The 13,902-nt window shown below is 39.9% G+C and carries 15 protein-coding genes; 3 read left to right on the forward strand and 12 right to left on the reverse strand.

Annotated elements, in window-relative coordinates:
- Positions 1-707 precede the first annotated feature (707 nt).
- The 10 genes from BUB99_RS10350 to BUB99_RS10400 all read right to left on the reverse strand — a co-directional run bounded on the left by BUB99_RS10350 (position 708) and on the right by BUB99_RS10400 (position 8,652).
- Positions 708-1,277: a hypothetical protein gene (locus tag BUB99_RS10350; RefSeq protein WP_073122203.1), complete on the reverse strand. Its 570-nt coding sequence runs from the start codon at positions 1,275-1,277 to the stop codon at positions 708-710.
- Positions 1,278-1,352: 75 nt separating this feature from the next.
- The gene (locus BUB99_RS10355) at positions 1,353-1,922 is read right to left on the reverse strand and encodes a Crp/Fnr family transcriptional regulator (protein ID WP_073122205.1); all 570 of its coding nucleotides are present in this window, start codon (positions 1,920-1,922) and stop codon (positions 1,353-1,355) included.
- A 296-nt stretch (positions 1,923-2,218) separates the two neighbouring features.
- Positions 2,219-2,512 carry a helix-turn-helix domain-containing protein gene (locus BUB99_RS10360; protein ID WP_073122207.1) on the reverse strand — a complete coding sequence of 98 codons (294 nt, stop codon included), beginning with the start codon at positions 2,510-2,512 and terminating at the stop codon, positions 2,219-2,221.
- Positions 2,509-2,817: a type II toxin-antitoxin system RelE/ParE family toxin gene (locus BUB99_RS10365; RefSeq protein WP_073122209.1), complete on the reverse strand. Its 309-nt coding sequence runs from the start codon at positions 2,815-2,817 to the stop codon at positions 2,509-2,511. The genes BUB99_RS10360 and BUB99_RS10365 overlap by 4 nt, the downstream gene beginning before the upstream one ends.
- Positions 2,783-3,436, reverse strand: coding sequence for a hypothetical protein (locus tag BUB99_RS10370; protein WP_073122211.1), 654 nt, complete (start codon positions 3,434-3,436; stop codon positions 2,783-2,785). Before BUB99_RS10370 ends, BUB99_RS10365 begins: the two co-directional genes overlap by 35 nt.
- A gap of 1,176 nt (positions 3,437-4,612) precedes the next feature.
- Positions 4,613-5,314, reverse strand: a complete 702-nt coding sequence (locus tag BUB99_RS10380; protein WP_139280968.1) for a hypothetical protein — start codon at positions 5,312-5,314, stop codon at positions 4,613-4,615.
- Positions 5,315-6,100: 786 nt separating this feature from the next.
- Positions 6,101-7,153: an ACR3 family arsenite efflux transporter gene (gene arsB / locus BUB99_RS10385; RefSeq protein WP_073122548.1), complete on the reverse strand. Its 1,053-nt coding sequence runs from the start codon at positions 7,151-7,153 to the stop codon at positions 6,101-6,103.
- A 2-nt stretch (positions 7,154-7,155) separates the two neighbouring features.
- Positions 7,156-7,785 carry a low molecular weight phosphatase family protein gene (locus BUB99_RS10390; RefSeq protein ID WP_073122216.1) on the reverse strand — a complete coding sequence of 210 codons (630 nt, stop codon included), beginning with the start codon at positions 7,783-7,785 and terminating at the stop codon, positions 7,156-7,158.
- Between the two features lie 13 nt (positions 7,786-7,798).
- Positions 7,799-8,272 (reverse strand): DUF6428 family protein, encoded by a 474-nt coding sequence (locus BUB99_RS10395; RefSeq protein ID WP_073122220.1) that lies wholly within the window; start codon positions 8,270-8,272, stop codon positions 7,799-7,801.
- A gap of 50 nt (positions 8,273-8,322) precedes the next feature.
- Positions 8,323-8,652, reverse strand: a complete 330-nt coding sequence (locus tag BUB99_RS10400) for an ArsR/SmtB family transcription factor (protein ID WP_073122223.1) — start codon at positions 8,650-8,652, stop codon at positions 8,323-8,325.
- Positions 8,653-8,757: 105 nt separating this feature from the next.
- Between BUB99_RS10400 and BUB99_RS10405 the strand changes: the two genes are divergently transcribed.
- The 3 genes from BUB99_RS10405 (at position 8,758) to BUB99_RS10415 (ending at position 12,919) form a co-directional block, all read left to right on the forward strand.
- A complete protein-coding gene (locus BUB99_RS10405; protein WP_073122225.1) occupies positions 8,758-9,822 on the forward strand; it encodes a hypothetical protein in 1,065 nt (354 codons plus the stop codon).
- A gap of 67 nt (positions 9,823-9,889) precedes the next feature.
- Positions 9,890-10,903 carry a hypothetical protein gene (locus BUB99_RS10410; protein ID WP_073122228.1) on the forward strand — a complete coding sequence of 338 codons (1,014 nt, stop codon included), beginning with the start codon at positions 9,890-9,892 and terminating at the stop codon, positions 10,901-10,903.
- A gap of 144 nt (positions 10,904-11,047) precedes the next feature.
- A complete protein-coding gene (locus BUB99_RS10415) occupies positions 11,048-12,919 on the forward strand; it encodes a hypothetical protein (protein WP_073122230.1) in 1,872 nt (623 codons plus the stop codon).
- Positions 12,920-12,967: 48 nt separating this feature from the next.
- Here the strand turns inward: BUB99_RS10415 and BUB99_RS10420 are convergent, their stop codons facing one another.
- Together BUB99_RS10420 and BUB99_RS10425 are read right to left on the reverse strand one after the other, a co-directional pair.
- Positions 12,968-13,525, reverse strand: a complete 558-nt coding sequence (locus BUB99_RS10420) for a hypothetical protein (RefSeq protein WP_139280969.1) — start codon at positions 13,523-13,525, stop codon at positions 12,968-12,970.
- Positions 13,526-13,542: 17 nt separating this feature from the next.
- Complete coding sequence (locus BUB99_RS10425) at positions 13,543-13,830, reverse strand: FtsB family cell division protein (RefSeq protein WP_073122550.1); 288 nt, start codon at positions 13,828-13,830, stop codon at positions 13,543-13,545.
- Between the last annotated feature and the right edge of the window lie 72 nt (positions 13,831-13,902).

Below are 13,902 nucleotides of genomic sequence, written 5' to 3' on the forward strand. Positions count from 1 at the left end.
TGATTTTGATAAAACAAATTCTTTTTCATTATGAGTCGAAATGAATTTTTCTCGCCTCTTTGGTATAGACGCTAGTGATTTCAAAATCCCTCGGGCTGATGGGATTTTTTTTCAACTTGCCAATAGAGGAGCATTAATATGGATAAGTAAAAGTTAGTGCTGGCCAAACCTCTTGCTTGAAGGCACTCGTTTCGAACAAGTACAATTCGTCAAAATACTTCCAATATTCGTTGAGGTTCTGGAATCCAAGTTGATATCGAGATTCAATTTCGTGTTCAGGTACGTGATGGCCTCCGTTTTCCACTCGGATTTGCACTATTTTCTATCAAATTGTCAAAGCTAGAATTAGTGAAAATACAGCGAGAATAATGGTGATAGGAGTAAACACCCATAGCTCTATTTTGCTTTTTGAAATAATATTACCATAAGTATTAAAAAGAAATAGAACCGTCATAATCCACAACAAGATTGTCATCATACTTTTTGGAAAGTGAATGGACAAGAATTCGGATTGAACTAATATAATAAACAGAAAAAATAGATTGATTAAAATGGATACAATTTCAAACTGATACATTTCCTTATCGGAATTTAGTCGTCCACCCCAAACATTTTTGTACGGAATCATTTTAGTTAAAATGCAGACATGTAGAACTAAAAAAAATGATAGAATAATTATTAGACCGTATTGAGAAAAAGTTATCATATTAATACCAATTGAATCCAATGATGAACATACTTGAAACTCCTTCTCTTTGTCCATTATTAGAAAGATTAGATTTCCCAAGAAATATTCTGTATTGCAAGTCCAACGCAAAACGCCCCTTGTGCCAAATTTCATAACCTGTTGCAAACGTAAATGCTGGAAACCCAGTGTAAAAACCTGCTGTTTTAGGATCTTTAACTGTGTAAAATGCAGGAGCATCAAATGTCAAACCTGCACCACCCAATACCCACCAATTTTCTTTTAGCCAATATTGTCCTGCGATTATTACCCCTTCAAATCCTCTGTCCTTACCATTGTATTTGTAGTTGGCTCCTGGCAGCAGAGCCAGTAAGGCTAGTCGATTATTGAGCATATACCCCACTTTTATGTTTGGTAAAGTCGTAGAAAACGCTATCTCGGTAGTGTCGTTTGTATTGAGTGATAATGCACCTGCACCAAGTCCTAAGCCAATTACAAAGCCTTTTCGTTCAACTGGTTTCTTGTCTAAATTAGTTTGTGCAAATGTGTAATTTGCCATAACTGTTAAGGTAAGAATCAAAATTCCACGCATCTTTTCATTTTTAATATTGTTAAGATGCAAAGGTCAAAACTGTCTGTTTGAAAGCCGTTACCATATGGTAAAAAATCAACCTGCTGGATTTCTTATTCTACTCAAACTTTGCGGTGTAATCCCAAGATATGATGCAATGTGCTTTTGTGCAATTCGCTGATGAATGTTCGGGAATTTGGTTTGTAAAATCCGATATCGCTCTTCAGCTGTTTTAGTTAACAGCTCAATTTGCTGTTGCTGTTTTTCAACAAAAGAAGACTCTGCCGACTTCTGCATTATGACCTGCCCAACCGATTTCTGACTTAACATGTAAAAATCATTCCTTGAAATTCTAACCATTTCAGATTTTTCAAGGGCTACTACTTCCAATTCTGTGGGTTTTTGAGTTAACAGAGACATATAGTCCCCACAAAAATTGTTATCAAATGCAAAGTCAAGACAAACAAAATTGTTTTCTTTCCACAAAAAAATCCCTGCACTCCCTTTAATTATAAAATAAAAATACTTTTCTGCTTTATGTTGATGTTTAATTATTTCGTCCTTTGCAAAATGAATTGATTCGCATAAGTCAGCAAATTCTTTCCATACTTCAATAGGTGCATTGAAGTATCTTTCAAATGACTTTTTTAAAATTTCTGCAAGCATTTATTTTATCAAATATTTCTTCCCGTTAATGTTTGTACAGTCTTTTGCCATTACGTCTAACAACCGGAGATGAAGTATGCTTTGAACTGTAATTAAGAAAGTAAAATAGGGTAATAGATCAAAAGTGACAAGACGAACGAGGAGCTGATTTCAGTTCGATCGCAATTGCACTGCGATCGCTTCTTCTGGGCATTTCAAATGCCTCTAAAGTTTTCAGTCGAATTAGGACATGCGACTGAGCGGAGATAGAGATGGGTCAAGCATGATTTCATTACAGCATGTTGTGATCCGTCTTTTTAGCCGATTGTCAGATTAACTCGTTTACCTAAACCAACTTCCATTAGCCTGTATAGCGTAGAAAGCTGAATGTCGCTATGCCCATTTTCTATTCTAGAAATGAAGCTTTTCTTCGTGCCTGTTCGTTCCGCTAGTTGTTCCTGAGTTAAATGCGCCTCTTTACGCGCATCTCTGATTATCTCTCCAATGGCAAAGGCTTTTGCTTTGATTTCAAAATTAACCCGTTCAGCTGTTCCGATTTCACCGTATTGTTCAGTTAAATGATCGTCGAATGATGTTATGTGTTCGTTCATTTTGATTTGTTTTTAAGGTCAAAGTATTCTTCTTTTATTCTCAATGCTCTTTCAATCTCTTTCTTTGGAGTCTTTTGGGACTTCTTTTGAAAACCGTTGAAAAGCACTACCAGATTCCCATTATCAAAACAGCAAAATACCCTGTAGATGTTACTACGATATTCAATGCGTATTTCAAATAGACCATCTGTTCCTGTCATATGCCTGAAGAATTTACTGGGTATTCTTTCTGCAATACGAATCATAAAGAGAACCTCATCTACTTTGTTCTTAAGTTTTGGATCCAATTTTCTGCCAGTATTCATCTACAAGCTTTCGATCTTCCAGAACAGAATCTATGGAAGCAATGTTTATTTCGAACATGAAATGAACACCGGTCAAGCCTTCGTTTATTTTATGAAATACTGCAATTGCAAGATCCTTGACAACCTTAAGATCACTTAAAGTTTCCGGTTGAAAATCGCTGGCGTCTTTATCCGAATGAGCATAAAATTTTAATCGTCTGTTGTTGACTTTTTCTAAAATAGCTGATTGTTCATCTATATAGGCTCTAATTACTGAAACTATTTGGATGAATTCTGCTTTCGATTTAATGGAACCACCACTATCAGTCGTTTTTTCATTAGATTCTATAAGTTCTCTTAATTCCTTATTGAAGTCAGAATTTTCTATTTTGTTGCATAGCTTGAGAATACTCCAGCTTTCACCCTTCTTAAATATTTTATAGCAATTAATAACACAGTTAGAATATGATAGATATACATAGTGACCAATAAATCCTTCAATTGGCTTTAGCAATAAGCCTTCATTTTGTGATTTAATGATTTGCTCAATATTTGAAATACATATTGATATGTCATATATGAAACTCTTAAGGTGCTTGATATAATCATTGACTTCATTAAGTGTTAGTTCTGGTTTCATGGGGTGTTTCAATTACAACTAAAGCCACGGTATCAAACCCTTTGTCATGTACAGTAGTAATTGATTAATTATTTTACTAATAATTAATCAATTAAATAACTTGGGAGAGCTATGAATCAAGCCGCGTTTGATAAAGATAAAGTATCGTCTACTAAATAGCCAGTTCTGCGAATTGGCGAGGCTGCCAGAATGCAGAAAACCTTGGAATAGCACTACATACACATGATTTGATCACAGGATGTTGGCTGTATATTTCACTCATCGAATTTGTTTTTTTTCTCAATCTTTATCGAGTTTAGAGAACGGTTGTAATAAAGGAAAAACAATGCAGAGGAAATCGTGAACATAACAAATGCAGGTTTATAATTATAAAAATAAATTTTTCTATAAGTATGCCTCTCTATTACATTTTCGCCAGTTGGAATTAGTTGTTTTTTCACATACTCCCACTCGTGTTCAGTATTGTTAAATACAAAAACACCAATGATAAAACCAAGGGTCATCGAAAGAATTATATTATTAATTAACTTTTCAGAACCTCGCTTAAAAAAATGAATTAATTGTTTAAGTCGGTTTACCATTGTTTTAATCAAGTTACAGCTAACAACCATATAAAGCACACCATGCACTTATATATCTGCTATGTCTTTATACTGTTCTTTATTTTTCTACGTAGTGACAGCTCTCAATAGGGCGAATCGCCCACAGGATAGAGATAGCTGCACACTTCGAAGATAGTGATAGTCTAGTGATCAAACAACAATCCTAGGTTGATACCTACTTGCCCCAAAAACCTGACGGAACACCAATTCAGCTCGATCACAATTGCACTGCGATCGCTTTTTCTGGGCATTTCAAATGCCTCTAAAGTTTTCAGTCGCATTAGGACATGTGACCGAGCGGGTACAGTTCGCACATGCATCTCTCCGCCATGTTACCTGCCGGTTTCTACCTCAAGGCTTGGTCGTTCAAGAAGGTAACGGTTAGTATAAGAAACGTAGGGCAGGTGATAAGCACTTGCGTTTCGGTTTATTACTTAGCTAAATATAAATATTTTGCTTTTATCTTTTCTACTATAAATGCCAAATTTTATATTTAGCGGACTTTGTTAATATTCACAGAACTTTCGGTTTAGCACAAATGACCTATGTTTTTTATACCGTGTTAGCAACTAGGTTATTCTTTCTTTTCGATTTCTACGTCAATTATTTTTAGGGATAAAAGCTTAGTAAATAATTCAAGTATTAATTTATAAATATTTGATATTTCAATAGTTCCAAATACACCAGTCCTTTCGGCAATTCCTTGTTCGATTAAATCATCTATCGAATTATTGTATTTGTATTTTATTTCAAAAGCTCTTATTTCAACGCAAAGTTGGCTTACGTCAGATATTATTTCCTGGTCAATATCTAAAGAATGAAAACCTATTATTGTCTCTAATTTAGTGTTAAGATTGTCCAATCTTTTTTTCTCTAAAGTAACTAAGTCAAATTTCTCATCAGGATTTAGATTTTGAAACTTGCTTAAAATCAATTTCCTTATTTTTAAATGAGTTATTTCTATGAATAAGTTTAGGTCTATTATTCCAATAAACTTATGATTTTTTAAGTCTTTTTTTGTGGTGTAAATAGATAATTGTTCAGAAGTTAGTTCCTTATCTTTAAAAGGGGATTTTTCAATAAATCCACAAAACTCTTGAATAATATAGGATATTTTGGTCGTTATAAATTTCTTTCTTTTTTTCTTCAGTAGTTTTAAAGTGAAATGAGGTATTGCTAATATGGATATTAAGATACTAATTATTAAGAAAATAAAACTTACAAATGAGTTCATCAAAAATGAATCCCAATCAAAACACGAAAAAAAATCACTCATAAATATTTTGGTTTTTCCTTGTTGCTAACATTTCACTATACGCAATTGCGTATATAGTATTGGTATCAACACTACGACAGTCATTGATATCCCCAAGAATACCCCTTAGCCCTGATAGATACAAGCAAGCGGATCTCTAAGATCAAAGTACAGCCTATATATACCTAGATACAGGGGGCTATTCAGTGAAGTGTGACGGGATTTACTCCTGACGTTCAGCTCGATCACAATTGCACTGCGATCGCTTCTTCTGGGTATTTCAAATGCCTCTAAAGTTTTCAGTCGCATTAGGACATGTGACCGAGCGGCCCCCTTCGAATAGCACAAAACGCTATGAGGTGGGTGCTATATTTTGGGTTGGGAGGTGAGGTGAGACCTGATCTATCCAAACTAAGCTTAGTTCGGCTTCCATGTTGCCTTACCTCAGGGTCAAGGTAAGCTTAGTTCCACCCTGTAGTAAGCTTAGGTTGGGGCTCTGGTAAGCTTACCTTCAGGCTCAGGTAAGCTTAGCTATTTGTCCACTTTTTTGTTGCAAGTCCACTCACCACGCTCTGCCACTTGCTCAATGGGCTAGAGATGGCCAACATCGCGGGTATCGCGGCACTCAATACCCAGATAGACCAAATCATCATGGAGGTAGAAGTACCCGCTAGATCCAGATCCACCAAAAAAAGGAAATAACAACGAGGAGTAGTCGCTCGCCTGAGCAGCGAAGAATCCTCCGTGCTCTGTCATGTTTATCCATTGCTTGTAAAAGGCGAGTCGGTCGACTCGCCTTTTATGATGTTATGATGTGCGAGGTTGTCCATAATACTTGGCTTTGAGCCAAAACGCCACACGTACCAGCAGTATCAGCGCAGGCACCTCTACCAAAGGCCCAATCACGCCAGCAAAGGCTTGTCCGGAGTTCAAACCAAACACGGCGATAGCTACTGCAATGGCCAATTCGAAGTTGTTGCCCGCAGCTGTGAAAGCAATGGAGGCATTCTGACTGTAGTCCGCTCCGACTGCTTTGCTGATGAAAAACCCAATCAAGAACATGATAAAGAAATAAACCAACAAAGGAATCGCTATCCGCACCACATCCATCGGGATCTCTACGATCAATTCTCCCTTGAGCGAAAACATCACCACGATGGTAAACAAAAGCGCAATCAGTGTCATCGGCGAAATCGCTGGGATAAAACGGTTGTTGTACCAGTCTTCTCCTTTGACCCTAACCAAAATCACTCGACTCAAAATCCCCATCAAAAAGGGCAAGCCCAGATACAATGCCACACTCTCAGCAATAGTCCCTATGGATATGTCAACGATGGCTCCCTCAAACCCAAAATACGGTGGCAGCACAGTGATAAACAACCATGCATAAAAGCTATAACCGAACACCTGAAAAACACTATTGAGGGCTACCAAACCCGCACCATACTCGGTACTGCCTTCTGCCAGATCATTCCAGACGAGCACCATCGCGATGCATCTGGCCAGTCCGATTAGAATCAGTCCTACCATATACTCAGGGTAGTCACTCAAAAACAAGATGGCCAATACAAACATCAATACAGGACCAATAATCCAGTTGAGCAACAGCGATACGGATAGCACTTTGACGTTCTTAAATACCGCTGGGAGTAGCCTATAATTGACCTTGGCCAGCGGTGGATACATCATCAAAATCAGCCCTATCGCGATGGGTACATTGGTCGATCCATGACTAAACGAATTGATAAAACCAGCTGTGGATGGCACCAAATATCCTATAGAAACCCCCACAGCCATGGCCAAAAATATCCACCATGTCAGATGCTGATCGAGAAAACTTAATTTTTTTGAACTCCCCATGGTCATGATTTTATTTGAGAGAAAACATAAAACATCTCTGAAGCAATCTGATGCGATCGCTCATCGTACATCTCTACTTCCTTAGGCGTGTCATCGAAAGCCTTAGGGTCTTCATAGCGTACGGGGATTCGCTGCTCTGTACCAGGGATGAAAGGACAGTTGTCATCCGCATGTGAGCAGGTCATGATCGCCGCGAACTGATCCGCAGTATTGACAGGGTCGTCAAACAGTTTTGAGAAAGCCAATATTTGGTTTCCGCTTTCCGAGTGCGTGATGGTGTATTTGGGATTTCCCTCTCCCACCGAACTCACCTGAAAACCACTGCGTTCGATAGAGGCCACCGCACGCTCGTTAAATGCCGTCACCTCTACTCCACCAGAGTAGCAGTGTGCCGAAACCCCATAGCGGTCTGCCGCTGTCTGTGCCCAAACCTGTGAAAACTGGCTCCTACGTGAATTGTGCGTACAGATGAAATTGAGATGAATGGGCTGTCCCTCATCCACTTTCTTCTGGATATAATCGATGAGTACCTGCAAAACCTCTCTCCTCTCCTCAGACACAGACCGTTGATCTATTTGTTCAACAGCTTTGGCTAGGGCAGGATACCAATTGTTCGTTTTTTGTTGATTCATGATTTGAATAATATTAGCAACATCCTGATCCAGGAGCGCAGCTGTTTTCGTTTTCTGATTGTAGTGTTGACATTTTTATCCTCGGCTTTTGGGCAGGAATACCACATGCATCCTCTGCAAGGCAAGCGGTTTGCTTGGTCGTGAGGACAAATTCGCCATCTACTACGCTCAGGCCATACTTACCGATGCTATCTGACTGATACTCTACCTCTATCTCCCAGTCTTCTATTCCTAGCTTCTCCTCTGACAAGGATATAATATTCACGAGTTTAGAAGCGCTCAACCTGTGGTCATGGTCGTCAGCATGCCACAGTTGGAAGTTGACCACCTGCTCTTCTCTAATCGTCCCTCCACAGTCAATGAATTTCTTATGAATCCCTCCTACTTCTGTCACATGAAAGTGCTCTGGCACTATCTCACCGTTTGGCAATTTGAATACGACTTGATCCAGTCCCTTCAATGCTAATTTCATTTCTGATAGTTTCATATTTATAGCTTTTTATATTGCAATATTAGAATAGGGTTAAACAAAAAAATTTAACAGCAATTTTTATTTACAGTCAATATCTCTGATATCTCTGCCAAAGCTCCCTTGACACGCATCCACGTCTGCTCATCGATACAGTAGCAAATATTCTTTCCCTCAATGCTCCCTTTGATCAACCCCACCCTTTTCAACTCTGACAAGTGTCGAGAGATCGTAGGCTGTGCCAGCGGCAACTCCCCGACGATATCATTACAAATGCATGAAGGACTCTTAGCTAGATACTCCATGATGGCCAGTCTAGCAGGATGCCCCAGTGCCTTGAGTATATCTGCCATCTCAGTGATGCGTGATTCGAAACCTTCGGTCTTTGTTGTTCCCATATAGCGATATTAGAATACATTATCCATTTACACAAACTTATTGAGCATGATTTCTTCTCCTCCTTTCGACTTGCCTTAGATTTGTCGACCAGACGACCTATGAAAATGTCGATTTTATATCTAAGCAAAGCAGTCAGCCCACGCATCAGACAGATGCTCAGTACCAATGTGATCGGCGCAGCGGGACAGTCACCTGTCTACCAGCAGCTCTCCACTGATCAAAAACTCAGTCAACTTCCTCGACCCCACTTTGCTGAACTGGTAAAAGGAGATCGTCTACTGGGCGTATGTTGTTTTTGTGAACGCGAAACGAGGATAGACCAAACACCACTCACTAGCTACTATGTTCGCTACTTTTCATTCCTAGATCAACTCAGAGTCGCCAAAAGACTGCCCAATGGACGCAAAAAGAACAGCCAACTCAAACAAGAAGTACACGAATTACTAACCGGGACGGCATTTGCTCACGCCAGTCATACGCCCAACCTATTCTATGCCTATGTAGACCCCAACAATGCAAGGTCGGCGCTACTCTGCGAGGAGTTTGGTTTTGAGACAATAGGTAGCTTTCGGACCCAAATGATAGGAAGACTCTTCCCCCGAGAGCGATGCTTACCAGAGCGAGTGACTCCCGAGACTCAGCCACTGCTACGAAAACTACTCAGCACTCACTATCAGAACTATAACTTCTACACGGAAGACAATCTATTCTATCAAGACAACTACTTTGTCCTACGGGATTCGGACGGAAAGATATTGGCTGGACTACAAGCCAACCCAGAACAATGGAAGATTCACAGCTTACCTAGTCCATTGGGCAAAATTCTGCTCAATGTTGGTAGTAGAATCCCGGTCTTCAACCGGTTACTCAATCAACAATTTCGGTTCCTCGCAGTAGATTATATCTACAGTCCAGATGATAATGAGCAATATCTAATACAACTCATCGAAACCTTACTCGCTCGATTCGGGCTTTACACTGCTATGTTTTTAGTCGATGACAAATCCGACCTAACAAAGCAAATCAACAACATCAACAAGGGACTAATCAGCAAACTCCAAAAGGCAATTCCCATTTCGATTATCGTAAAACCTAACCAGCTGACGACAAATCAGCTAAAACACCTAAAAAAACATCCCACTTTTTTATCATCTTTTGATACTACTTAACATAATTCACTTGATTTTTTTTTCTGACCATTATATTTGCGACCTAAACACGCCTAAGTATTAAAGTATGAGACTGAGTTCCTTAGCTAGAAAGATCAAAATCACCCCCAATCAATTGGCGGATTTCCTATCCGAAAGATCGATTGACACACCTCAGGGGACTAATTCTAAGCTAACGGACGAAACCATCGAGCTAGTCCACGAGGCATTTGACTACCAAGAACCTGAAGAAGCCCCTATTACAGAAGAAGAGCCTGTCCTAGAAGAATCTCCTGTAGATACGACCGAAACAATCATCTTGGAAGAAGCTGTCGCTCCTGAAACCGATAGTTCTACGGTCAATGAAGTAGAAATGGAACTAGAGGACGAAATATTGCCCACCGAAACAGTACTGGAAGCAGAAGAAATACCTGACGAAATGGACGAATCTACTACGACCGCAGATGTGGAAGAAGTCCAAGCGAAAGAAGCGATCGATGAACCCGACACACAGCCAGAAGAAGCAATAGACCCAATCACAGAAGAGTCAGTTTCGGCAGAGCCAGAGCCAGAATATCAACCCATAGAAGCTGAGGATGGTACATTAATAGAAGCCAGAGCCGAACTACTTGCATTGGACAAATCTGTCAAAATCATCAAGGCTCCAAAAGCTCAAACGCTCCAAGGGCTCACCATCAAGGGAAAAATCGATCTACCACAACCCAAAACGCCCGAGCAAAAAGCTCAAGAGAAAAAAGAGAAAGAATCTAAACCGCTAGATCCTAATGCCATCGTGTACACCAGCGGGCCAAAACGTGAAAGAACCCAAAAACACAACCCTCGCCGAAACAAAAAATCACAGAAACCCAACCCTGTCAACAAAGTAGAAGCAGAAAGAAGACGCAAAGAGAAAGAAGAGCAAAGAAAAAAGGCGCGTCAATTGCAGCAAGAAAAAGAAGCAAAAAAACAATACTACCAATCCCAAGTCAAAACCAGCCCTACCAATACTCCAGCCAAAAAGAAAGCAAAAATCAAGAAACATAAACCAGAAAAAGTAGAAGGAAATGCACTTCAAAAATTCTGGAAATGGCTCAACACCTAATCATATACCACGATCTATCTAACCTAATTCTACAATCAACCCCAACTAAAAAAACACACCTGTAGTACTGAAAATGGCATACTTTTTTCTTGTCACGATCTCGAAAGCAACTAAATATAGCTAAAAACATCATTTGCGACATATATGTTAAGAACTAGATTACTCGTCCTTCTCTCCCTGTGCCTATTCTCTCATTTCTCTTTTGGTCAAGCCAATGACAGTCTCAAACTCTCGATAGACCAGAGCTTCATTCAAGCACAAAGAGGAGAAAAAATAAAGTTCCAAATAGGGAAAACACTTGACTATGGTCGTATCAGATTGATCAAAGCACCCGAAGGTGCTACACTCGACCCGTCTGGCAACTTTTTTTGGGACATCCCAAATCATTATGCTAAAAACAACGCCATCGTCGAAGTACATCTATATCTCGAAGAGAGATTGGTAGATGCACAGTCCATATTCATCATTATCACTCAGCCCTCTTCTGCTCCGCAGATTACGATCAAAAGCAATGCTGTTCTCCAAAATGGCGTCTACAAAATCAACCCCGCCTCGGATTTCCACCTATATGCTTCGGCCTATCTACCCTACAGTGCAGACTCTACTGGCGCCGTATTAGACTATTATTTCAATGAAAATCCTGAACTAAAGTCTCTCGACAATGTCGTCATCAAAAGCCAAGGACATCACCTCAACATAGAGTGGTCTCCAGATGCACTGCAAATCCAACAGAAATACTATCGTCTCACACTGATCGCTACTGACGAATACCATAACGTCACCAAGGAAGTGCTCATGTTTGCCCTAAGTAGCAACAATCACCTGCCCTATTTCAAATTCCCTGTTTTGGATGAATACTACGTCGCAGAAAATGAGGCCCTGTCGATAGATCTATCAGCAGATGATATGGATCATGACTCACTACTCTATGAGCTAATCATCCCCAGCAAAATCGGTAATCCGAGATTGTCTGAAAAAGGGCTATTCACATGGAAAATCAACGGGGACGAAATCCGAAGACTGAGAAGCTTCTTCCCTATGAAAGTAACGGTAGAAGTAACAGAGAAAGGGCCTGAAAACCCAAACACCATCTCCAAGACATTTCTCATCAGAAAAAGTATCCGAAACGAGCCCCCAAAAATCCTAAACCTGCAAAACGAACAGATCAGAGAAGGTATTACTCTAAACAAGAAAGTCTTTATTCAAGATGGAAATGATCAGTTTTCTGAATTGGAAATAGACATCATCGGTGCTCCCGAAAACATGGTATGGGATTTTGAAAACAACCTATTATCCATTCAGTGGACTCCTGGTTTTGAAGTGGTAGGTGTAGAGATGCAACCCAAAAAATTCGACATGCTACTAGTGGTTAGAGACCCACATGGCTATGTGGATCAGAAAGCATTTACCATCACTGTAGAGCACCGAGAAAACACCGAAGTAACCTACGAAACCTATCTAGACTACAGAGACGATGCAGTGCAATTGATAGAGCTACTCTCTCAAATCAACAACGAAATGGAAGACAGAGAAAACAAAGTCCAGAGCCTCAAAAAAGGTTTATCCGTGACTTCTATGTTTTTGGCTGTTTATACCGCTAGTGGTAACGTCTTTGATGACGGATCTACAGCCAGTGAGTTAGTGCCCTTCGTCGGTATCATGGCTGCTATCACCACTGGTATCAACGCATTTGGATTCAACGACCTACCCAAATTCGGGTCGATCCGTGAGCAAACATTTATCCTCCAGCAAAAACTCATGTACATACTAGCACTACTCAATGAGTACCGCATCGATGGACCTAACAGCCCCAACCTGGAAAACAAAGAGTTTAGAGACAACCTATCCACCTATGAACAGTGGATGGTGCAAGACAAGCTAAACTTCAAGAGTTACTATAGCAAATACAAGAGTCTAAACTACATCAAAAAGAAAACACAGCAGCAACGCAAAAAAGCAAAAGCACAGGGCAAAAAACCAGAAGGACTGCTATTCCTGGATTTGACAAAAATATAAGGATACGAAAAACAAATTGACTGCTGGCACAAACCAGTGGTCAATTTATTAGAAGCCTACCATGATATTCACCCCTATAGACCAGGGAGAAGCATAGCGTCCATTGTCTCGACCCGTACGATAGGTCACATTATAGAGTGCGTAAAAATTAATAGCCGCTTTCCCACCAATATTCTGAGAATACCCTCCTCCCACAAAAAAAGCATCATATCCTCTTCGCTCTTCGACATAATCTAGATTTAGGTATTCATACTGCGCCATCAGAAAGAATGGCGGGTAGATCGCGTACTGAGCAAACACATTGACTCCATAGTCATTGTAATTCGTATTAGTTGGCTTCCATTTATAATATTGATAGGTCAAACCTACACCAGTATTGAGTTTTTCGGTCCACCTATACCCCGTCAATACAGACACGCCTACATTTGTCTCACGATCACTAAAAAACAGCGACCCTATACCTCCACCAACATAGACTTTATCCATCCACTCACGGTTTTGGTTACCACGTTTATCCCCTTCTATCGTATAGCCATTGCGTGATTGCCCCATTGCCACACCAGTCATCAAAGCGAAAAACAGGCTAATCACTACTAATTTCTTCATATCTATTACTTGTAACATCACTCTTCTATTACTACGAAAACATCCTCTCCATCCTTCTTCATGAAATACTTTTCACGAGCAAACTTCTCCAACAGTTCATCATCATTGAGGAGTGCCTCACGGTCTGCTTCCGTACGCTCAATCTTCTTCTGATAGTAAGCTTTTTGATCTTCGAGTTCTTCGACCTTACTTTTTAGTTGATATTGGGAATAAAAATCATTGGAATCAAAAAACAGCATCCATACCAGAAAAACCACCGTGGCGATGAAGTAAAAGTTCTTGGTAACCTTGATGTGTTGTTTCATGGGCATTGTATTTTATGGCACTAAATTAACCAATATCAGTATCTTTTGCTACACCCATTATGCACTTCACTA

The organism is Reichenbachiella agariperforans, from assembly GCF_900142205.1.
Taxonomy (GTDB): Bacteria; Bacteroidota; Bacteroidia; order Cytophagales; family Cyclobacteriaceae; genus Reichenbachiella; species Reichenbachiella agariperforans.